Raw genomic sequence first — 20531 nt, 5'->3', positions numbered from 1 at the left:
TGTCCACGCCGGGTTCAGCGGTTGCCGGTGGCGGCGGCCCGCCGCCGGGACAGCGCGTCGATGGTGGCGGCGGCGAGCAGGACCACGCCGGTGACCACGTACTTCACGCCCGAGCTGTAACCCATCAGGCCCATGCCGTTGTCGATGACCGCCACCACCGCGCCACCGAGCACGGCGTCGAGGACCCGGCCCTTGCCGCCGAAGAGGCTGGTGCCGCCGATCACCGCCGCGCCGACGGCGTAGAGCAGCACGTTACTGCCACCGGTGTTGGGGTCCACCGAGTTGGCCCGGCTGGCCGCCACGATGCCGCCGATCGCCGCCATGGTGGAGCAGATGACGAAGACGGAGATCCGGATCCGGTCGACGTTGATGCCGGCCCGGCGGGCGGCCTCGGCGTTGCCGCCGACCGCGTAGACGTGCCGGCCGTAGCTGGTGCGGTGCAGCACGAAGGTCCAGAGGACCAGCAGCAGCGCGATGATCGGCACCACGATCGGCACGCCCTTGAGCGAGACGACCAGCACGTTGCGGCTGCGCTCCAGGTTGAGCACGTAGACCGCGGCGCCGAGGATGATCGCCAGGCCGGCGATCCGGGCGGCCACCACCGCGATCGGGTCGGTGAGCAGGCCGCGCGCGGCCCGGTTGCGGTGCCGCAGCAACTGGGTGGCCGCGTACCCGGCGACGGCCACCGCGGTCAGCGCCCAGCCGAGCGCCGGGGTGAGGTTGCGGTTGGCGATGGCGAGGATGGTCTCGTCCCGCACCGAGATGTTGGAGCCCTCCTTCATGAGCATCAGCACGACGCCCTGGAAGGCGAGGAAGCCGGCGAGGGTGACCACGAAGGACGGGATGCCGACCTTCGCCACCAGCAGGCCGAGCACGGTGCCGATCACCACGCCGGTGACGATGGCCGCGAGCATCGCGACGTACCACGGGTAGCCGCGCTCGGTGACCGCGTTGGCCAGGATGGCCGCGCAGACGCCGCTGGCGAAGCCGGCGGAGAGGTCGATCTCGCCGAGCAGCAGGACGAAGACCAGGCCCATCGCGATCAGGGTGGTCGCGGCGCCCTGGGTGAACAGGTTGGCGAAGTTGCCGGCGGTGAAGAACGACGGGCGGGCGACCGAGAAGCCGATCGCCAGCGCGAGAAGCATGAAGACCGCCGGCAGCGCGCCGATGTCGCCGCCGCGTACCCGGCGCAGGTAGGAGCTGAGGTGGAAGCCGACGGTGGGCGCCGGCGCGACCGCGGCGGGGCCCTCCTTCTTCACGGCGGTGGTGGTCATCGGACGGCTCCTGGGGTGGTGTCGGCGGGCGCGGCGCCGGTGCCGTTGCTGCCCGAGTCGGCGAGGCCGAGGTTGCCGGAGCGACCGGCGGTGATCAGCTCAACCACCTGCGAGTGGGTGATGTCGGTGGTCTTCACCTGGGCGACCATCTGGCCGAGGTAGAGCGCGGCGATGCGGTCGGAGACGGCGAAGACGTCGTTCATGTTGTGCGAGATGAGCACCACGGCCAGGCCGTTGTCGGCCAGCCGGCGGACCAGCTCGAGCACCTGGGCGGTCTGCGCGACGCCGAGCGCGGCGGTGGGTTCGTCCAGGATGACCAGCCTGCTGTTCCAGAGCACCGCCTTGGCGATGGCCACGGTCTGCCGCTGCCCGCCGGAGAGGCTGGCCACGTGCTGGCGCAGCGACTTGACGGTACGCACGCTGAGCCCGGCCAGGGTCTCGGCGGCCAGTTGCTCCATGGTCGGTTCGTCGAGCACGATCCCGCTGCGCTTCTCCCTGCCGAGGAACATGTTCTGCACGATGTCGAGGTTGTCGCAGAGCGCGAGGTCCTGGTAGACGACCTCGATGCCGAGCGCGGCCGCGTCGCGCGGGCTGTTGATGCTCACCGGCCGGCCGTCGAAGTGGAACTCGCCGCCGTCGGTGGGGTAGATGCCGCTGATGCACTTGACCAGGGTCGACTTGCCGGCGCCGTTGTCGCCGACCAGCGCGGTCACCTCACCGGGGTAGGCGGTGAAGGCCACGTCGCGCAGCACCTGGACGGGACCGAAGCTCTTGTCGATCCCGCGTAGCTCCAGCAGGGGGGTAGCGGACACGGGGTTCTCCTTTGGCACGGAGGGGAGGGCTCGGAGCCCGTCCGGCGTGGGCGCCGCCCGGCACGGAGATCCGTACCGGGCGGCGCCGCCTGAGGCGGGATGGGTCAGCTGAGGCCGGCGTCGGCGCAGAGCTTGGCGAAGTTACCGGTGCAGAGCTCTTCCTTGGTGACGTAGCCGTCGTCCACGACGTCCTTGACGTTGTCCTTGTAGATGGCCTTCGGCTCCAGCAGGACGGACGGGACGTCCCGGCCACCCTCCGGGTCCTTGACCGTCTGCCCGGTCTCCTTCTTCTCCCCCTTGGCCAGCGCGATGGCCAGGCCGGCGGCGGCGTCCGCCTCCTTCTTGACGGCCTTGTAGACGGTCATGCACTGGTCGCCGAGCAGGATGTTCTGCAGGCCTTCCTTGGTGGCGTCCTGGCCGGTCACCGGGACCTTGCCGTTGAGCTTGTTCTTCTTCAGCACCGAGATGGCCGCGTTGCCGAGACCGTCGTTGGCGGCCAGCACGCCGTCGATCTTGCCGCTGGCCTTGGTGAGCTGCTGTTCGAAGATCGTGGCGGCCTGCGCGTTGTCCCAGTCCGGTACGGAGTCGTCGGCGACCTTCGTGTACTCCTTCGAGTCGAACTTCGGCTTGAGCACCGAGTCGTACCCGTTCTTGAACAGGGTCGCGTTGTTGTCGGTCGGCGAGCCGTTGAGGTAGGCGATCGCCGGGTTCTTGACGCCCTTGTCGGTGAGGCACTTGCTCAGGCCCTCGCCCTGGAGCTTGCCGACGGCCTCGTTGTCGAAGCTGACGTAGTACTGGGCCGAGCCGCCCAGGGTCAGCCGGTCGTAGTCGATGGTCGCCACGCCCTGCGACTTGGCCTTGTCGAGCACGGCCTTGCCGGTGCCGGAGTCCAGGTTGACGATCATCAGCACGTTGACGCCGTTGGTGATCATCTGGTCGGCGATGGTCTGGAAGGCGTTCTTGTCGTTCTGGGCGTTCTGGATGTCGGACTCGACGCCGGCCGCGTCGAACGCCTCCTTGAGGTACTTGCGGTCCGCGCCCTCCCAGCGGGCGGAGGACTTGCTGTCCGGCAGGATGACGCCGATCTTCGGCTTCTTGTCGGTCGAGCCGCCGGCCTTGTCAGAACCGCCGTCGTCGCCGCAGGCGGCCATGCTGCCGGTCGCGAGCAGACCGACGGCCGCGAAGGTGAGGAAGCCCTTGCGCATGTGCACGGGTCCTTTCGGGGGTTGGGGGAGTCGTTGTCGGTGTTTGTTGTGTCCGGCAACGTATTCCCCGCGTCCGGAGCCGCGCAAGGGAGCCGAGATCGGAAGTTTGTTGGCAGCGGTAACAATTCAGCAACGCGATTGTCGCCCCGCTGTCATCCCATGGCCAGCGTTCCCGCGAAGACCTGCGGGAACGCTCCCAGCGCCGGGCGCCGGGCCGGCGCGGTGGACCGGCCGGACCGACGCTCAGCCGGTGGCGATCGGGGCGGTGACGGCGTCGGTCAGTGCCACCAGGTCGGCCGGCGCGAGTTGCAGTTGCAGCCCGCGGCGACCCGCCGAGACGTAGACCGTCGGGTGGTCCAGCGCCGACGCGTCCACCACGGTGGGCAGCCGCTTGCGCTGGCCGAGCGGGCTGATCCCGCCGCGCACGTAACCGGTGGCCCGCTCGGCCACCGTCCGGTCCGCCAGGGCGGCCCGCTTGCCGCCCACCGCGGCGGCGAGCGCCTTGAGGTCCAACTCGCCGGTGACCGGTACGACCGCCACGGTCAGGCCGCCGTCGACCTCGGTGACCAACGACTTGAACACCCGTTCCGGGGGTACGCCGAGCGCCGCCGCGACCAGCCCGCCGTAGTTCGACGCGTCGGGCGAGACGTCGTACGGGTGGGTGCTGTGGGAGATCTTCCGTCGGCTCAGCAGTGCCGTCGCCGGAGTGCCCTGTCCCGCCATGCCCGCCAAGCTAGCCGTCGCCGGGCCGGCGGGCGAGCGGAAACCGTCAGGCGGGAACCGGGCGGCCCAGCAGCACGGTGGGCGCGCCGGCCACCCGGGTCAGCAGCACGCTGGCCGAGCCGTCCCCGGCCAGCCGCAGGTCCCGGCGCAGCTGCTCCGGCTCGAGCGCCGAGCCGCGCTTGAGGATCTCCACCCGGCCGACCCGGCGCTCCCGGAGCAGGGCGCGCAGCCGCTTCAGCGAGAACGGCAGCACGTCGGTCAGCTCCAGGCAGCGGGCGTACGGGGTGGGCCGGGCCTGATCGGCGTAGAGGTAGGCGATGCTCGGGTCGGCCAGGTTCCCGCCCAGCGTGCCGGCCAGCTCGGCGACCAGGTGGGCGCGGACCACCGCCGGGTCCGGGTCGTACAGGAAGCGACGGGTGGGCCCGACCGGCGCCGCTTCGGTGCCGGAGCCGGTGAGGTGCCGAGCGGGGGCCGCGCCGCCACCGGAGACCTTCTCCCGGAGCACGGTGGCGCGGCGGGGCACCTCGGCCAGCGCGCCGCACCAGAGCGCCGCCTCGACCAGGTCGCCGTCCACACTGACCCACTCGGCCTCCGCGCCGGCCGGGATCAGCGCGTGGTCCAGGCCGGGCGCCACCTTGACCACGGTGTACGGCACCCGCTCGGCGAGCCCGGTGACGAAGTCCCAGGGCGGCGCGTAGGCGTTCGGGTCGAAGACGCGCCGTCCCGTGCCGGCCCGGCGCCGGGCCGGATCGCAGAAGACCGCCTCGACCCGGGTCACGTCGAACGCCGTGGCGTCCCCGCACTCGACGGTGAACAGCTCGGCGAGCCCGGCGGCCTCGGCGTTCGCGGCGGCCATCGCGGCGGTCACCGGGTCGGCCTCCACCCCGTACACCCGGATGCCGGCGCGGGCGGCGGCCAGCGCGTCCGCCCCGAGGCCGCAGCCGAGGTCGGCCAGGGTGCCGACCCCGGCGGCGCGCAGCCGGGCGGCCCGCCGGTCGGCGACCACCCGGCGGGTGGCCTGCTCCAGCCCGGGACGGGTGAGGAACATGCCGGCGGCCGCCGGCCCGAACTTGCCCACCGCCCGGCGGCGCAGCTCGGCCTGGGTGAGCGCGGCGGCGGCGAGCCCGGCCGGGAGCCCGGCGGAGCGGAGCGCGGCCGCCGCGGCCAGCGGGTCGCCGCCGGCCACCCGGGCCGCCGCGTCGAGCGCGGCCGACCCCTCGGGGGTACGCAACGCGGCGAACTGTTCCAGGTCCACCCGGGCATTCTCCCGGCCGCCCCCGAGCGGTCGGGTGCCGCCCCGGTGCCGGACCGTCGGGGGCGCCGACTCCGGGCGCCGTGGTCCCGGCGCGCCGCCCGACGCCGGGCGTGTCGCGGGCCCGGACGGCGGTTTCTCCGGCGACACGAGGGGCGGCGCGTTGGCACTCTCCTTGACGGAGTGCTAGCCGAGGAATAACCTGCGATTAGCACTCTCGCCCTGAGGGTGCCAACGCCCGGGCCCTGGTGCCCGGGGGTTGAACGCCAGGCGGACCGGCACCCGCGACGACGGCCCCGCCCGGTGGCATGTGGCAGATTGACGCCGGTCGGCTCGCCGACCGGCAACGACACCAAGTACCCCAGGAGGGTATGCCCGTGACTACCGCGACCAAGGTTGCGATCAAGCCGCTCGAGGACCGCATCGTGGTCCAGGCGAACGAGGCCGAGACCACCACCGCCTCGGGCATCGTGATCCCCGACACCGCCAAGGAGAAGCCGCAGGAGGGCACCGTCCTCGCTGTCGGCCCGGGCCGGATCGACGACAAGGGCAACCGCGTGCCGATCGACGTGAAGGTCGGCGACACCGTCCTCTACTCGAAGTACGGCGGCACCGAGGTCAAGTACGCCGGCGAGGAGTACCTGGTGCTCTCCGCCCGCGACGTCCTCGCGGTCATCGAGAAGTAAGCAACCGATCAGTGTCGTTGCCCCGGTCCGGCTCGCCGGGCCGGGGCAACGTCGCTTCGAAGGGATACAGATGGCGAAGATCCTGAGCTTCTCGGACGACGCCCGGCACCTGCTGGAGCACGGTGTCAACGCCCTCGCGGACGCGGTCAAGGTCACTCTCGGCCCGCGCGGGCGCAACGTCGTCCTGGACAAGAAGTTCGGTGTGCCCACGATCACCAACGACGGCGTGACGATCGCCAAGGAGATCGAGCTCACCAACCCGTACGAGAACCTGGGCGCGCAGCTGGTCAAGGAGGTGGCGACCAAGACCAACGACGTCGCCGGCGACGGGACCACCACCGCGACCGTGCTGGCCCAGGCCATGGTCCGCGAGGGCCTGCGCAACGTGACCGCCGGGTCCAACCCGACCGGCCTGAAGCGGGGCATCGACGCGGCGGCCGGCAAGGTCTCCGAGGCGCTGCTCGGCCGGGCCGCCGAGGTGGCCAGCAAGCAGTCGATCGCGAACGTGGCGACGATCTCCGCGCAGGACGCGACCATCGGCGAGCTGATCGCCGAGGCGATGGAGCGGGTCGGCCGCGACGGTGTCATCACCGTCGAGGAGGGCTCCATGCTCATCACCGAGCTGGAGGTGACCGAGGGTCTCCAGTTCGACAAGGGCTTCATCTCGCCGAACTTCGTCACCGACGTGGAGGCGCAGGAGGCGGTCCTGGAGGACCCGTACATCCTGATCACCACGCAGAAGATCTCGGCGATCGAGGAGCTGCTGCCGCTGCTGGAGAAGGTCCTCCAGAACAGCAAGCCGCTGCTGATCATCGCCGAGGACGTCGAGGGCCAGGCGCTGTCCACCCTGGTGGTCAACGCGCTCCGCAAGACCATCAAGGTCTGCGCGGTCAAGGCCCCCGGCTTCGGCGACCGCCGCAAGGCGATGCTGCAGGACATGGCGATCCTGACCGGCGCCGAGCTGGTCGCCCCGGAGCTGGGCTACAAGCTCGACCAGGTCGGCCTGGAGGTGCTCGGCACCGCCCGCCGCGTGGTGGTCGACAAGGAGAACACCACCGTCGTCGACGGTGGCGGCCAGGCCAGCGAGGTCGCCGACCGGGTCGCGCAGATCCGTAAGGAGATCGAGGCCTCGGACTCCGAGTGGGACCGGGAGAAGCTGGCCGAGCGGCTGGCCAAGCTCTCCGGCGGCGTCGCCGTGATCAAGGTCGGCGCGGCCACCGAGGTCGAGATGAAGGAGCGCAAGCACCGCATCGAGGACGCGATCGCCGCGACCAAGGCGGCGGTCGAGGAGGGTACGGTCCCCGGCGGCGGCGCCGCCCTGGCCCAGATCCTGCCGGTGCTCGACGACGACCTCGGCTACACCGGTGACGAGAAGGTCGGTGTCTCGATCGTGCGCAAGGCGCTGGTCGAGCCGCTGCGCTGGATCGCCCAGAACGCCGGCCACGACGGCTACGTGGTGGTGCAGAAGGTCGCCGCCATGGAGTGGGGCAACGGCCTCGACGCCGCCACCGGCGAGTACGTCGACCTGGTCAAGTCGGGCATCCTCGACCCGGTGAAGGTGACCCGCAACGCGGTCACCAACGCCGCCTCCATCGCCGGCCTGCTGCTCACCACCGAGAGCCTGGTGGTGGAGAAGCCGGAGCAGTCCGAGCCGGCCGCCGCCGGTGGGCACGGCCACTCGCACGGCCACGGCCACCAGCACGGCCCGGGCTTCTGATCCCGCGCCGTACGGCCTGACGGTCAGGGCACACCGCCGACCCGGCGGTGTGCCCTGACCCGTCTCTGCTTACGAAACCCTGACGAGGTTGGCGGTCGTCCGCTCCGGCCGGGGAGACTGGTCGCCGTGAGCAGCATGTCGCGCGGCCGGGCCGCGCTGGCCGGAATCACGGCCGCGGCCGTCGCGATCGGGGTCGCCGAACCGGTGGCCGTCCTCACCGGTCCCCGGTCCGCCCCGCTGATCGCGGTCGGCGGGCTGGTCGTCGACGTGGTGCCGGAGCCGGTCAAGCAGTTCGCCATCGCGGTCTTCGGCCGGTACGACAAGATCGCCCTGCTGGTCGGCACGGCGGTGCTGCTGGCCGCGATCGCGGCGCTGATCGGCGTGCTGGCGGCCCGGCGGCTGCGGATCGGGCTGGCCGGTATCGCCGCGTTCGCCGCCCTCGGGGTGGCCGCCGCGCTGACCCGGGCCGGCGCGGACGCCTTCGACGCGCTGCCCTCCCTGGTCGGCGGCGTCCTGGGCGCGCTCACGCTCTGGGCGTTCGTCGCGGGCCCGCTGGGCGAGGATCGCCGCCCGGGCCCGGTGCGCGAGGCGGTCAGCCCGGGCCCGGTGCGCGGGGCCGACATGTCGAGCCCGCCGCCGGAGGCAGCCACCCGGCCCGCCGTGCCGCCGGCCCTCGCCGCGCTCGCGCCGGACGAGGGCCCGGCCGGGTGGGAGCCGGCGGAGCCCGCCGGGGACGAGTCGCGCCGCCGGTTCCTGCGCGGCGTCGGCCTGCTGGCCGGCACGGCGGCGGTGGCCGGGCTCGGCGGGCACTGGCTGGCCGGGCGGCGCGGCGTCTCGGCGGCCCGCGCGGCGGTACGCCTGCCCGCACCGGTCGCGCCCGCCCCGCCGGTGCCGGCCGGCGCGGACCTGGGGGTGCGCGGGCTCGCCCCGTTCGTCACCCCGAACCGGGAGTTCTACCGGATCGACACGGCCCTCGTGGTGCCGCAGGTCGACCCCGTGACCTGGCGGCTGCGCATCCACGGCCGGGTCCGCAAGCCGCTCGAGCTGAGCTTCGACGACCTGCTCGCCCGGCCGATGGTCGAGCGCGACATCACCCTGGCCTGCGTCTCCAACGAGGTGGGCGGCGACCTGATCGGCAACGCCCGCTGGCTGGGCGTGCCGATCCGGGACCTGCTGGCCGAGGTCGAGCCGGAGGAGGGCGCGGACCAGGTGGTCGGCCGCTCGGTCGACGGCTGGACCTGCGGCACCCCCACGGCGGTGCTGCGGGACGGCCGGGACGCGCTACTGGCGGTCGGGATGAACGGCGAGCCACTGCCGGTGGCGCACGGCTTCCCGGTACGCATGGTGGTGCCCGGCCTCTACGGGTACGTCTCCGCCTGCAAGTGGGTGACCGAGCTGGAGCTGACCAGCTTCGCGGACTTCGACGCGTACTGGGTGCCGCGCGGCTGGTCGGCGCAGGGGCCGATCAAGACGGAGTCCCGGATCGACACGCCCCGCCGGCGCGACGGGCTGACCGCCGGGCCGGTCACGGTCGCCGGGGTGGCCTGGGCCCAGCACCGGGGCATCCGCCGGGTCGAGGTACGCGTCGACGACGGTCCCTGGCACGAGGCCACCCTGGCCCCCACGGTCTCGGTCGACACCTGGGTGCAGTGGTCGTGGCGCTGGGACGCCACGCCGGGCGAGCACACCCTCCGGGTCCGGGCCACGGACGCCACCGGGGAGACGCAGCCGGAGCAGCGCAGCCCGGTCGCCCCGGACGGCGCCACCGGCTGGCACACCCTCCCGGTCACGGTCGGCTGATCCGCCGGGACCGCCGGTGGATCGGCGGTCGGCGGCCCGACCGGTGCCGCGGGTAACGCGACCTCGCACCGGGGGCGGGCGTGCCGGGACGCCGCGCTGGTGCCCGGTGCAACGCGTTGCCACGCTGGTGTCCGGGCGCGTGCCGGGACGCCGCGCTGGTGTCCGGGCGTGGCGCGACGCCGCGCCCCGGGGAGGAGCGCGGCGTCGCGATGGTCGGTGTGGAAGGTCAGGCGACCTTGCGCTGGTCCGGCACGGCGGACTTGTGCGGCCGGCCGAGGCGTGCCTCCAGCCGGGCCACGTCCACCCGGGTCTGCCGGCGGTCGGCCAGGTCCTCCCAGCCGAGTGCGAGCAGCCGCAGCCGCTCGGACTCGCTGAACCCGCCCCAGACCCCGTACGGCTCGCGGACCGACAGGGCGTGCGCGGCGCACTCGGCGCGTACCGGGCAGGCCCGGCAGACCGCCTTGGCACCGGACTCGCGGCGCAGCCGCGACGAGCCGCGCTCGCCGTCCGGGTGGAAGAACTGGGCGCTGTCCCGGCCCCGGCAGGCACCGAGTCGCTGCCAGTCCCAGAGGTCGACGATGGGTCCAGGCAGCCTACGTACGTTCGACATCAGCACCCCTCCTCCCGCGCGGCACCGCGGAGAATCCGTCTGGTGAGCAACCGGGCGGCGGTCCGCGCGGGACACCGGTTCCGGCCTGGACCCCTCGGTACCCGGGCTTTCCCGCGCTCACACATCCGTGATCGAAAAGCTCGGACAGTCGGCGGCATATGCCCCATCTGCCGGAAAAGTTCGGATGATTGCCCGGAACCTCCTCCCCGGCACACCCCGCCGTGGTCTGCTCTGAGGCGGAGAGGAGACCACTGTGCGTAGCGTTCTCGTGTGCGTTCGGACACCACTCGCGGCTCAGCACCTGACCTCCGCGGCGGCGCGGCTCGGGCTGTCCGGCGTCGTCCGGACGGCCGTCTCCGATCCCGAGGTGATGCTCCGGCTCGCCGAGCGGCCGGTCGACGTGGTGCTTGCCGATACCGCCCTGACCCGGCCCGACAGCGCGGGCTTCGTCCGCCGGGTGCTGGCCCGGGCGCCGCAGGCCGCCGTGGTGCTGCTCGGCACCGAGGAGTCCGAGGCCGCGGCGGCGAGCATCAATGCCGGTGCCCGTGGCCTGATCCAGGGCGCCGACCACGACCTGACCAGCGCGGTCGCCAAGGCGCTGCTGCTGCTCTCCGCGCCCGGACGGCCGGTGCGCAGCCGGGTCACCGACCCGGCCCGGGACGCCGCCGCGGTCGGCGGACCCACCCGGTCGGCGGTGCCCGGGCGTACCCCGGCGGGACCGCCACCGGCCCGCTCGGCGGAGCCGCCCGGCAACAACTCCACCATGGTCCCGGTGCAGCGCGGCGACGACCCGGCCGACCCGGCCGCCGGCGAGGCGGAGCCGACGGCCACCGCGCCCCGGTCCACCGGACGGGGCGCCCGCAGCGCCATCGGGCTCACGGAGCGTGAGCTTCAGGTGCTGCTCGGCATGGCCGAGGGGAAGAGCAACGCGGAGATCGGGCGGGAGCTGTTCGTCTCCGAGGACACCGTGAAGACCCACGCCCGGCGGCTCTTCCGCAAGCTGGGCGCCCGGGACCGGGCGCACGCCGTGGCGGCGGGCTTCCGCGCCGGTCTGGTCGCCTGACCCGCCGAACCGGTCACTCCCCGGCGGCGTCCTCGGTGTCCTCGGTGCCCTCGGTCAGGGTGTCGTGCACCCCGTCGGCGTAGCCCCGGGCGTAGTCCCAGCTGACGTAGTGGTCCGGGTCCGGGTCGTAGGCCGGCTCGTGCACCCGGGGCCGGCCCGAGCTGAGCAGGTGGCGCAGGTTGCCGCGAAGCAGGTCCCAGTCGAAGTAGTGCGGCTCGCGGCAGTCCTCGCACTCGATGACCAGGCCGCGGACCCCGATCGGCTGGAGCAGCGCCTGGTAGATCTCCAGGTCGGCAAGGTCTTCCAGGACGTCCTGCCGCTCGACCTCGGTCAGCGGGTCGAGCTGGTCGTCCTCGCGCGGGTCGTGCAGGCCGGCAGCCGGATCGGCCGGGTCGCCGTTGAACGGGTCGATGGGCTCGTCGTGCACCCCCTCACCGTAGTCCCCGACGCGCCGGTTGGCCCGCCCGCGGCGAGTCCCTGTGGCACCGCCTACCCCGGCCCGCCGCTGCCAAGGGCGGCGCAGCTCAATGGGTACGATGAGACGACGCGCCGTCACCTGGCGCGCGCCGGTGCCCGCGCGCGCCGTCTCGCCTCAGCCCGTCCGACCAGCTCAGGGGAGCAATCGTGGAGAATTCGCCCAGCACCGAACTGCCGGCCGGCGTCGACGGTGGTCACCTGCCGGAGCTGCCCGCCGGGTCGGCGCGGGCGGTGCCGCTCGGGCTGACCTTCGACGACGTGCTGCTCCAGCCGGGCGAGTCGGACGTGGTGCCCAGCCGGGTCAACACCCGCACCCGGCTCACCCGCAACGTCGAGCTGACCATCCCGCTGCTCTCCAGCGCCATGGACACCGTCACCGAGGCGCGGATGGCGATCGCCATGGCCCGCCAGGGTGGCATCGGCGTACTGCACCGCAACCTCTCGGTGGAGGACCAGGCGCTCCAGGTCGACCTGGTCAAGCGCTCCGAGTCCGGCATGATCACCAATCCGGTGACCGCCAGCCCGGACGACACCCTGCGCGAGGTCGACGCGCTGTGCGGGCGCTACCGCATCTCCGGCGTCCCGGTGGTCGACGGCGAGGGCCAGTTGGTCGGCATCGTCACCAACCGGGACATGCGCTTCGTCTCCGACCCGGCCACCCCGGTCCGCGAGATCATGACCCGGACCCCGCTGATCACCGCCCAGGTCGGGGTCGGCAAGGACGAGGCGCTGGGCCTGCTGCGCCAGCACAAGGTCGAGAAGCTGCCGATCGTCGACGCGTCCGGGAAGCTGCGCGGGCTGATCACCGTCAAGGACTTCACCAAGAGCGAGCAGTACCCGGAGGCCACCAAGGACGATGCCGGTCGGCTCCGGGTGGCCGCCGCCATCGGGGTGGGCGAGGACGCGTACAAGCGGGCCCGCACCCTGGTCGACGCGGGCGTCGACGTGGTGATCGTGGACACCGCGCACGGCCACCAGCGGGCCGTGCTGGAGATGGTCGCCCGGCTCAAGAAGGACGTCGCCATCGACATCGTCGGTGGCAACATCGCCACGTACGCGGGCGCCCGGGCCCTGGTCGAGGCGGGCGCGGACGGCGTCAAGGTGGGCGTCGGCCCGGGTGCCATCTGCACCACCCGGATCGTCGCCGGGGTCGGCGTACCGCAGATCACGGCGATCATGGAGGCCGCCCGGGCCGCCCGCCCGGCCGGGGTGCCGGTGATCGGCGACGGCGGCATCCAGTACTCGGGCGACATCGCCAAGGCCCTGGTGGCCGGCGCCGACACGGTGATGCTGGGCGGCCTGCTCGCCGGCTGCGAGGAGAGCCCGGGCGAGCTGCTCTTCATCAACGGCAAGCAGTACAAGGCCTACCGGGGGATGGGTTCGCTCGGCGCCATGCAGTCCCGGGGCCAGGCCAAGTCGTACTCCAAGGACCGCTACTTCCAGCAGGACGTGACCAGCGACGAGAAGCTGGTCCCCGAGGGCGTCGAGGGTCAGGTGCCCTACCGGGGGCCGCTGGCCCAGGTCGCCCACCAGCTCGTCGGCGGGCTGCGGCTGGCGATGGGCTACTCCGGCGCCGAGAGCATCCCGGAGCTGCACCGGCGTGGCCAGCTCATCCGGATCACCGCGGCGGGCCTCAAGGAGAGCCACCCGCACGACATCCAGATGACGGTCGAGGCGCCCAACTACCACACCCGCTGACCCCACACCCCCAACCACCTGGAGTCCCCATGCGTGACGTGGTCGAGATCGGGCTGGGCAAGACCGCGCAGCGCGGCTACCACCTGGACGAGATCGCCATCGTGCCGAGCCGCCGCACCCGGGACGTCGACGACGTCTCCACCGCGTGGCAGCTCGACGCCTACCAGTTCGGCATCCCCTGCGTCGGGCACCCGTCCGACGCCACGATGAGCCCGTCCTCGGCGGTCCGGCTCGGCCAGCTCGGCGGCCTGGGCGTGCTCAACGTCGAGGGCCTGTGGACCCGGTACGAGAACCCGGCCAAGGCCCTCGAGGAGCTGGCCGGTCTCGACGAGGACGCCCGGGCGACGAAGCGCCTCCAGGAGGTCTACGCGGAGCCGATCCGCCCCGACCTGATCGCCGAGCGGGTCCGCGAGCTACGGGCCGGCGGCGGCACGGTGGCCGTCCGGGTCTCCCCGCAGCACACCCTCGCGCTCGCCCCGGTGATCCTCGACGCCGGCGTGGACATCCTGGTCATCCAGGGCACCATCGTCTCGGCGGAGCACGTCTCCACCACCGACGAGCCGCTGAACCTGAAGGAGTTCATCGCCGACCTGGACCTGCCGGTCATCGTCGGCGGCTGCACCGACTACAAGACCGCGCTGCACCTGATGCGGACCGGCGCGGCCGGCGTGATCGTGGGCATCGGCGGCGACGACTGGTCGACCACCGAGTCGGTGCTCGGCATCCGGGTGCCGATGGCCACCGCGATCGCCGACGCCGCCGCGGCCCGCCGCGACTACCTGGACGAGACCGGCGGCCGGTACGTGCACCTGATCGCCGACGGCGACATCCAGACCTCCGGTGACATCGCCAAGGCGCTCGGCTGCGGCGCGGACGCGGTGATGCTCGGCGAGCCGCTCTCGCTCTGCGAGGAGGCCCCGGCCGGCGGAGCCTGGTGGCACTCGGCGGCCAGCCACCCGTCCCTGCCGCGCGGCGCGTTCGAGGCGGCCGGTGAGCCGCTCGGCTCGATGGAGAAGCTGCTCTTCGGCCCGGCCGACGAGCCGGACGGTCAGCTCAACCTCTTCGGCGGCCTGCGCCGCGCGATGGCCAAGTGCGGCTACCGCGACCTCAAGGAATTCCAAAAAGTAGGCCTGGTCCTCGACCGCTGACCGCACCGTCGATCATGGAGTTGTGGTTCCCGGATCGCCCCGGATCTTCCGGTTGGCGTACCGCCACAACTCCATGATCGACGCGGTGCGGGTTTTAGGGTCGCGGGGTGGGGGTTTTGCGGGGGCGGGGGAGTTGGTGGGGGGTTGGGGCGCTCCTGGTGGGGGTGCTCGTGGTGGGTGGGTGTACCGATGAGGGGTTTCGGGCGGGGGCGGGGGACGCGGGGGATCCGTACGTGCCGGGGGCCGGCAACGGGGGTTACGACGTCGACCACTACGGGCTCACGATCCGCTACGACCCGGCCGACGACCGGCTCACCGGGCAGGCCACCGTCACCGCCACCGCCACCCAGGGCCTGTCCCGGTTCCAGCTCGACCTCGCCGGCCTGACCGTCGACCGGGTACGCGTCGACGGCGACCCGGCCCGGCACCGGCGCGACGGCCGGGAACTGGTCGTCACCCCGGCGCACGGCCTGCCGGCCGGCCGGCGGTTCACCGTCGAGGTGGCGTACGGCGGGGTGCCGCGGCAACTGCCCAGCGGTGAGCTGGGCGGCGGCGGTTTCCTGGCCACCCCCGACGGGGCGATCGCGCTCGGCCAGCCCGAGTCGGCGAGCACCTGGTTCCCGGTCAACGACCACCCCTCCGACAAGGCCACCTACGACCTGGCGGTGACCGTCCCGGACGGGCTCGCCGCGCTGGCCAACGGGGTGCCGAAGGGGACGGAGAGCCGGGCCGGCTGGACCACCTGGCGCTGGTCCGAGGGGTCCCCGATGGCCAGCTACCTGGCCACCCTGGTGATCGGGAAGTACCGGGTCTCCACCGGCACCCACGCCGGCAAACCGCTGGTCAGCGCGGTCGCCGCCGGGCTGCCCGCGGACGGGCCGGCGGCCGCCTCGGTGGCCCGCACCGGTGAGATCGCCGACTTCCTGGCGGCCCGCTTCGGGCCGTACCCGTTCGACGCGTACGGCGGGATCGTGGTCGCCGACGAGCGGATCCGGTACGCGCTGGAGACCCAGACCCGCCCGGTCTACGGGCCGGGTTTCTTCCGGGGCGGCCGGCCCAACCCGGTGGTGATCGCGCACGAGCTGGCCCACCAGTGGTTCGGCGACAGCGTGGGGCTGGCCCGGTGGCGCGACATCTGGCTCAACGAGGGCTTCGCCACGTACGCGGAATGGCTCTGGGACGAGCACGACGGCGGCCGGGGCGTCGCGGCGGCCTTCGCCGACGCCTACGCGGCCACCGACTGGGCGAAGCCGTCGGTGGACCCGGGCCGGGCCGGGATGTTCGGCGACGCGGTGTACCAGCGTGGCGCGCTCGCCCTGCACGCGCTGCGTCGCGCGGTCGGCGACGAGACGTTCTTCCGGATCCTGCGCGGCTGGGCGACCGAGCGGCGCGGCGGCACCGCCACCACGGACGACTTCGTCGGGTACGCCGCCCGGGTGGCCGGCCGCCCGCTGCGCCCGCTGCTGGACGCCTGGCTGGTCGGGCCGACCGCGCCCGCCCTGCCGTGACGCGCGCGTGACCGGCGCTCGGTAGGCTGCCGCGGGCGGAGTGGCCCAGGCGGGGCGCGGTGTCGTGCCCGGGGAAGGGATCGAGGCGATGACGCTGGCGCAGCGACGACTGCTCGGGGTGCTGGTTGCCGGCGCGCTGGTGCTCGGCGGCTGCGGCGCCCCGGACGCCGAGCGGACCGCCCCGGTGCCGGAGCAGCCCGCGCCGACGGCCTCGCGGCGGTTCGCGCCCGGCGCGCCCGGCGCCGGCGACCCGTACTTCCCGAGCTACGGAAACGGCGGCTACGACGTCGGCAACTACGCCCTCAAGATCCGCTATGACCCGGCGACCGACCGGCTCAGCGGCACGGCAACCCTGCGCGCCACCGCCACCGCCAACCTCTCCGCCTTCAACCTGGACCTGGCCGGGCTGACCGTGCGGTCGGTGACCGTGGACGGGGTCAAGGCCCGGCACGCCCGCAGCGGCGACGAGCTGGTGGTCACCCCGGCCACCGGCCTGACCTCCGGCAACGGCTTCGTCGCCGAGATCCGGTACGACGGCGAGCCGGCCGCGCTGGACAACGAGGCGCTCGGTGGGGGCGGCTGGCTGCACACCTCCGACGGGGCCGTCGCCCTCGGCCAGCCGGAGTCGGCGAGCACCTGGTTCCCGGTCAACGACCACCCCTCGGACAAGGCCACCTACGACGTCGAGATCACCGTGCCGAAGCGGCTGACCGCGGTCGGCAACGGGGTCCCGAAGGGACGGACGATCCGGGGCGACTGGATCACCTGGTCCTGGTCCGAGAGCGCGCCGATGGCCAGTTACCTGGCCATGGTGGTGATCGGGAAGTTCCGGGTGACCACCGCCGAGCACAAGGGACGGCCGGTGTTCAGCGCGGTCACCACGAAGGTCGCCGACGGCGCCCCGGACCGGTCGATCGCCCGCACCGTCGAGGTCGCCGACTACCTGGAGAGCATCTTCGGGCCCTACCCGTTCGACGCGTACGGCGGGGTGGTGGTCGCCGACGACCGGGTCCGGTACGCGTTGGAGACGCAGAGCCGCCCGGTCTACTCGGCCGGCTTCTTCCGGCAGGGCGACAACACCGGCGTGGTCGCGCACGAGCTGGCCCACCAGTGGTACGGCGACAGCGTCTCGCTGACCAGATGGCAGGACATCTGGCTCAACGAGGGGCTGGCCACGTACGCCGAGTGGCTCTGGGCCGAGCACACCGGCTCGTCGAGCGTGCAGCACACCTTCGACCAGAAGTACGCGGGCGCGTCCGGTCAGGTGTGGCGGACCCCGCCGGGCCGGCCGGGGGTGGCGAACCTGTTCAGCGAGTCGGTGTACGAGCGGGGCGGGATGGCTGTGCACGCGCTGCGGGTCGCGGTGGGCGACAGCGCCTTCTTCACCATCCTGCGGACCTGGGCGGCGGAGCAGCGCCACGGCAACGCCACCATCGCCGATTTCGTGGCGCTCGCCGAGCGGATCTCGCGGAAGAAGCTGGACCGGCTCGTCGACACCTGGCTCTACGGCACCGAACGCCCGTCCGCCCCGAAACCCCTGTAGGGCAGCGGGCGCCGGCGGTCGTTCAGTTCTTCACCCGCAGCGCCGGGTGGGCGGCGAGGAACGCCGCCTCGGTGCCGCCGCGCAGCGCCGCGAGGAACTGGCGGCCCACCGGCTGGAGTTGTTCGCCCCGGTACGACCCGCCGTGGCCCACCGCGGCGCCGGGGAGCCCGACCAGCACGAAGCCGTCCGCGGGCAGCCCGCCCAGGGCGTAGGCGAAGTCGACGAGTTTGGGTCCGTTGCCGACGTAGACGAGGGTCTGCCCGAGCGCGGCGACCACCTGCTGCACCCGGTCCGGGTCCCGGGCCAGGCCCTGGTCCAGGATCTTGCCGGCCAGCGCCCGGATGAGCTGCTGCTGGTGGCGCTGCCGGGTGTAGTCGCCGCCGGCGGTGTAGCGCTGCCGGGCGTAGTCCAGCGCCTGCCAGCCGGTGAGGTGCCGGTTGCCGGGCAGGTAGACCATCTGCGGCCCGGTGTAGGTGCTGCCGACCAGGTTCCGCAGGTGCCCGTCCGGGCGGCGGTGCTTCGAGGCGACCCGCTGGTCGACGTAGAGGTCCACCCCGCCGAGGGTGTCCACCAGCTTGTCGAAGCCGCCGAAGGTGATCACCGCGCCGGCGTCGATGCGCAGCCCGGTGTACCGGCTGACCGTGGTCCGCAGCAGTTCGTACCCCTGGGCGGTGCTGGGGTGCGCCTTGTCGTTGGGGACCCGGCTGCCGTAGCTCATCGCGTGGGTGAGCTTGGTGCGGCCGCCGGGGTAGCGGGAGCGTGGGTAGGCCGGGATGTCCACCACCAGGTCGCGGGGGAGGGAGAACAGGTACGCCCGGCCCAGCCCGGCGGGCACGTGCAGCACCAGCACCGCGTCGGCGTGCGGCTCCCAGCCGGGCACGCTGATCCGGGTGTCCACGCCGACCAGCAGCAGGTTGAGCGGTCCGGTGAGGCCGGCCCCGGGCGGCGGGGTGGGGCTGGCCGGGCTCGGCGTGGGCGGCGTGGCCGGGCTGGCCGGGCTCGCCGAACCGGAGCCGGTGACCGCGGCGGGCGTGCCGTGGCCGGTCAGCCGGGCGGTCACCACCGCGCCCGCGGCGACCAGCAGCACCGCCAGCAGGGCGGCCACTGCGAGCAGCCGTTGTCGTCGGGTCATTCCGGGCTCCTTCCCCCCGTGTCCACTCGACGCGTCAGGGGGCGCCAGAGGTTGCATCGGCGGGATTCCCGGTATCGAGCGCTCTGCATGATCTGCGAAAAACTCTTGCTGGCGCTAGCGCTACTCGTCAGTAATGATGCGTGCATGCGGTATGACGTGCTCGTCATCGGGTCCGGCTTCGGTGGCAGCGTCACCGCGCTCCGCCTCGCCGAGAAGGGCTACTCCGTCGGGGTGCTGGAGGCCGGCCGGCGCTTCGCCGACGACGAGTTCCCCAAGACGTCCTGGCGGGCCCGCCGCTTCCTGTGGGCGCCGAAGCTCGGCTGCTACGGCCTGCAACGGATCACCCTGCTCCGCTCCGCCGACCGGAAGTCCGGGGGCGGGGTGCTGGTGCTCTCCGGCGCCGGGGTGGGCGGCGGCTCCCTGGTCTACGCCAACACCCTCTACGAGCCGCTCGACGCGTTCTACGCCGACCGGCAGTGGCGGGACATCACCGACTGGCGCGACGAGTTGGCCCGCCACTACGACCAGGCGAAGCGGATGCTCGGCGTCACCACGTACCCGACCGTCACCGGGGCGGACCGGGCGATGCGGGCGGTGGCCGAGCGGATGGGGGTGGGGCACACCTTCCACGCCACCCCGGTCGGCGTGCACATCGGCCGCCCCGGCGAGCGGGTGCCCGACCCGTACTTCGGCGGGGTCGGCCCGGAGCGGACCGGGTGCAGCCACTGCGGCTCGTGCATGACCGGCTGCCGGCACGGTGCGAAGAACACCTTGGTCAAGAACTATCTCTGGCTGGCCGAGCGGATCGGCGTGCAGGTCCATCCGCTCACCACGGCGACCGCGGTCCGGCCGGCGCCCGGCGGCGGCTACCAGGTGCACACCGAGCGCACCGGCGCCTGGCTGCGCAAGCGCCGCGCGGTGATCCACGCCGACCAGGTGGTCTTCGCGGCGGGGGCGCTGGGCACCCAACGGTTGCTGCACGAGATGAAGGCCACCGGCGCGCTGCCCGGCCTCTCGCCGCGCCTCGGCGAGCTGACCCGGACCAACTCGGAGGCGATCCTCGGCGCGTCGGTCGGGCCGCGGCAGGCCCGGCAGCGCGGGCTGGACTTCACCGAGGGGGTGGCGATCACCAGTTCGTTCCACCCCGACCCGCAGACCCACATCGAGCCGGTCCGCTACGGCAAGGGCTCCAACGCCATGGGGCTGCTCCAGTCGTTGCTGGTCGACGGCGGGCCGCGCCGGATCCGGCGCTGGCTGGGCAGCATCGTCTCGCAACCCGGGCTGGCCGCCCGGATGATCTCCGTCCGGGGCTGGTCCGAGCGGACCGTGATCGCCCTGGTCATGCAGTCGGTGGACAACTCGCTCACCACCCGGTTCCACCGGGGCTGGTTCGGCCGCCGGCTGGTCTCCGGCCCGGGACACGGCGCGCCCAACCCGACCTGGATCCCGGCCGGCAACGAGGCGGCGCGGCTGCTCGCCGAGGAGATCGGCGGCACTCCCGGCGGTGCCGTCACCGAGCCGTTCAACGTCCCGGTGACCGCGCACATCCTCGGCGGCGCGGCGATCGGCGACTCCCCGGAGCGCGGCGTGATCGACCCCTACCACCGGGTCTACGGCCACCCCGGGCTGCACGTGGTGGACGGGGCCGCCGTCTCGGCCAACCTGGGCGTCAACCCGTCGCTGACCATCACGGCGCAGGCCGAGCGGGCGATGTCCTTCTGGCCCAACAAGGGCGAGGCCGACCCGCGCCCGTCGCTCGGTTCGGCGTACCGGCGGCTCGACCCGGTGCCGCCCCGGCAGCCGGCCGTGCCGGCGCACGCGCCCGCCGCGCTGCGTCCCTGACCACCGCCCGCCGGCGGCACGACGCGCGACACACCGGGGCG

Annotated in this window: 17 protein-coding genes; 9 read left to right on the top strand and 8 right to left on the bottom strand. The window is 73.3% G+C overall.

The window, feature by feature from the left end; genetic code table 11:
- Positions 1-14: 14 nt before the first annotated feature.
- The 5 genes from AB0I11_RS06000 to AB0I11_RS05980 all read right to left on the bottom strand — a co-directional run bounded on the left by AB0I11_RS06000 (position 15) and on the right by AB0I11_RS05980 (position 5269).
- A complete protein-coding gene (locus AB0I11_RS06000; RefSeq protein ID WP_357314139.1) occupies positions 15-1274 on the bottom strand; it encodes an ABC transporter permease in 1260 nt (419 codons plus the stop codon).
- Complete coding sequence (locus AB0I11_RS05995; RefSeq protein ID WP_357314137.1) at positions 1271-2086, bottom strand: ATP-binding cassette domain-containing protein; 816 nt, start codon at positions 2084-2086, stop codon at positions 1271-1273. The genes AB0I11_RS06000 and AB0I11_RS05995 overlap by 4 nt, the downstream gene beginning before the upstream one ends.
- Before the next feature lie 104 nt (positions 2087-2190).
- Complete coding sequence (locus tag AB0I11_RS05990; protein ID WP_357314135.1) at positions 2191-3291, bottom strand: substrate-binding domain-containing protein; 1101 nt, start codon at positions 3289-3291, stop codon at positions 2191-2193.
- A 243-nt stretch (positions 3292-3534) separates the two neighbouring features.
- A complete protein-coding gene (gene ybaK, locus AB0I11_RS05985; RefSeq protein WP_357314133.1) occupies positions 3535-4014 on the bottom strand; it encodes a Cys-tRNA(Pro) deacylase in 480 nt (159 codons plus the stop codon).
- Between the two features lie 46 nt (positions 4015-4060).
- The gene (locus AB0I11_RS05980; RefSeq protein ID WP_357314131.1) at positions 4061-5269 is read right to left on the bottom strand and encodes a methyltransferase domain-containing protein; all 1209 of its coding nucleotides are present in this window, start codon (positions 5267-5269) and stop codon (positions 4061-4063) included.
- A gap of 368 nt (positions 5270-5637) precedes the next feature.
- Here AB0I11_RS05980 and groES point away from each other — a divergent pair, with 368 nt between their 5' ends.
- From groES to AB0I11_RS05965, 3 genes are all read left to right on the top strand, one after another.
- A complete protein-coding gene (gene groES, locus AB0I11_RS05975; protein WP_018222648.1) occupies positions 5638-5952 on the top strand; it encodes a co-chaperone GroES in 315 nt (104 codons plus the stop codon).
- Positions 5953-6022: 70 nt separating this feature from the next.
- Positions 6023-7669, top strand: a complete 1647-nt coding sequence (gene groL, locus AB0I11_RS05970; RefSeq protein WP_357314129.1) for a chaperonin GroEL — start codon at positions 6023-6025, stop codon at positions 7667-7669.
- A 126-nt stretch (positions 7670-7795) separates the two neighbouring features.
- Positions 7796-9469, top strand: coding sequence for a molybdopterin-dependent oxidoreductase (locus tag AB0I11_RS05965; RefSeq protein WP_357314127.1), 1674 nt, complete (start codon positions 7796-7798; stop codon positions 9467-9469).
- A 226-nt stretch (positions 9470-9695) separates the two neighbouring features.
- Here the strand turns inward: AB0I11_RS05965 and AB0I11_RS05960 are convergent, their stop codons facing one another.
- Positions 9696-10079 (bottom strand): WhiB family transcriptional regulator, encoded by a 384-nt coding sequence (locus AB0I11_RS05960; protein ID WP_088964401.1) that lies wholly within the window; start codon positions 10077-10079, stop codon positions 9696-9698.
- Between the two features lie 253 nt (positions 10080-10332).
- Here AB0I11_RS05960 and AB0I11_RS05955 point away from each other — a divergent pair, with 253 nt between their 5' ends.
- Positions 10333-11142: a response regulator transcription factor gene (locus AB0I11_RS05955; RefSeq protein ID WP_357314125.1), complete on the top strand. Its 810-nt coding sequence runs from the start codon at positions 10333-10335 to the stop codon at positions 11140-11142.
- Between the two features lie 13 nt (positions 11143-11155).
- On the opposite strand, the gene AB0I11_RS05950 is transcribed toward AB0I11_RS05955, so the two are convergent.
- A complete protein-coding gene (locus AB0I11_RS05950; RefSeq protein ID WP_046570096.1) occupies positions 11156-11569 on the bottom strand; it encodes a DUF5319 domain-containing protein in 414 nt (137 codons plus the stop codon).
- Between the two features lie 197 nt (positions 11570-11766).
- On the opposite strand from AB0I11_RS05950, the gene guaB reads away from it, so the two are divergent.
- From guaB to AB0I11_RS05930, 4 genes are all read left to right on the top strand, one after another.
- Positions 11767-13317 carry an IMP dehydrogenase gene (gene guaB, locus AB0I11_RS05945; RefSeq protein ID WP_357314121.1) on the top strand — a complete coding sequence of 517 codons (1551 nt, stop codon included), beginning with the start codon at positions 11767-11769 and terminating at the stop codon, positions 13315-13317.
- A gap of 29 nt (positions 13318-13346) precedes the next feature.
- On the top strand, positions 13347-14465 hold the full coding sequence (locus AB0I11_RS05940) for a GuaB3 family IMP dehydrogenase-related protein (RefSeq protein ID WP_357314117.1): 1119 nt from the start codon (positions 13347-13349) through the stop codon (positions 14463-14465).
- 155 nt (positions 14466-14620) lie between these two features.
- Positions 14621-15973: a M1 family metallopeptidase gene (locus tag AB0I11_RS05935; protein ID WP_357314458.1), complete on the top strand. Its 1353-nt coding sequence runs from the start codon at positions 14621-14623 to the stop codon at positions 15971-15973.
- An 88-nt stretch (positions 15974-16061) separates the two neighbouring features.
- Entirely contained in the window at positions 16062-17516 is a 1455-nt protein-coding gene (locus tag AB0I11_RS05930) for a M1 family metallopeptidase (protein WP_357314115.1), read from the top strand.
- A gap of 22 nt (positions 17517-17538) precedes the next feature.
- Here AB0I11_RS05930 and AB0I11_RS05925 read toward each other — a convergent pair whose 3' ends face one another.
- Positions 17539-18648, bottom strand: a complete 1110-nt coding sequence (locus AB0I11_RS05925) for an LCP family protein (RefSeq protein WP_357314112.1) — start codon at positions 18646-18648, stop codon at positions 17539-17541.
- Between the two features lie 144 nt (positions 18649-18792).
- On the opposite strand from AB0I11_RS05925, the gene AB0I11_RS05920 reads away from it, so the two are divergent.
- Positions 18793-20490 (top strand): GMC family oxidoreductase, encoded by a 1698-nt coding sequence (locus AB0I11_RS05920; protein ID WP_357314109.1) that lies wholly within the window; start codon positions 18793-18795, stop codon positions 20488-20490.
- Positions 20491-20531: the final 41 nt, after the last annotated feature.

The organism is Micromonospora sp. NPDC050495 (assembly GCF_040655175.1).
Taxonomy (GTDB): Bacteria; Actinomycetota; Actinomycetes; order Mycobacteriales; family Micromonosporaceae; genus Micromonospora.
The sequence above is the reverse complement of the archived record's forward strand: the minus strand, read 5'-3'. Positions and strand labels throughout refer to the sequence as shown.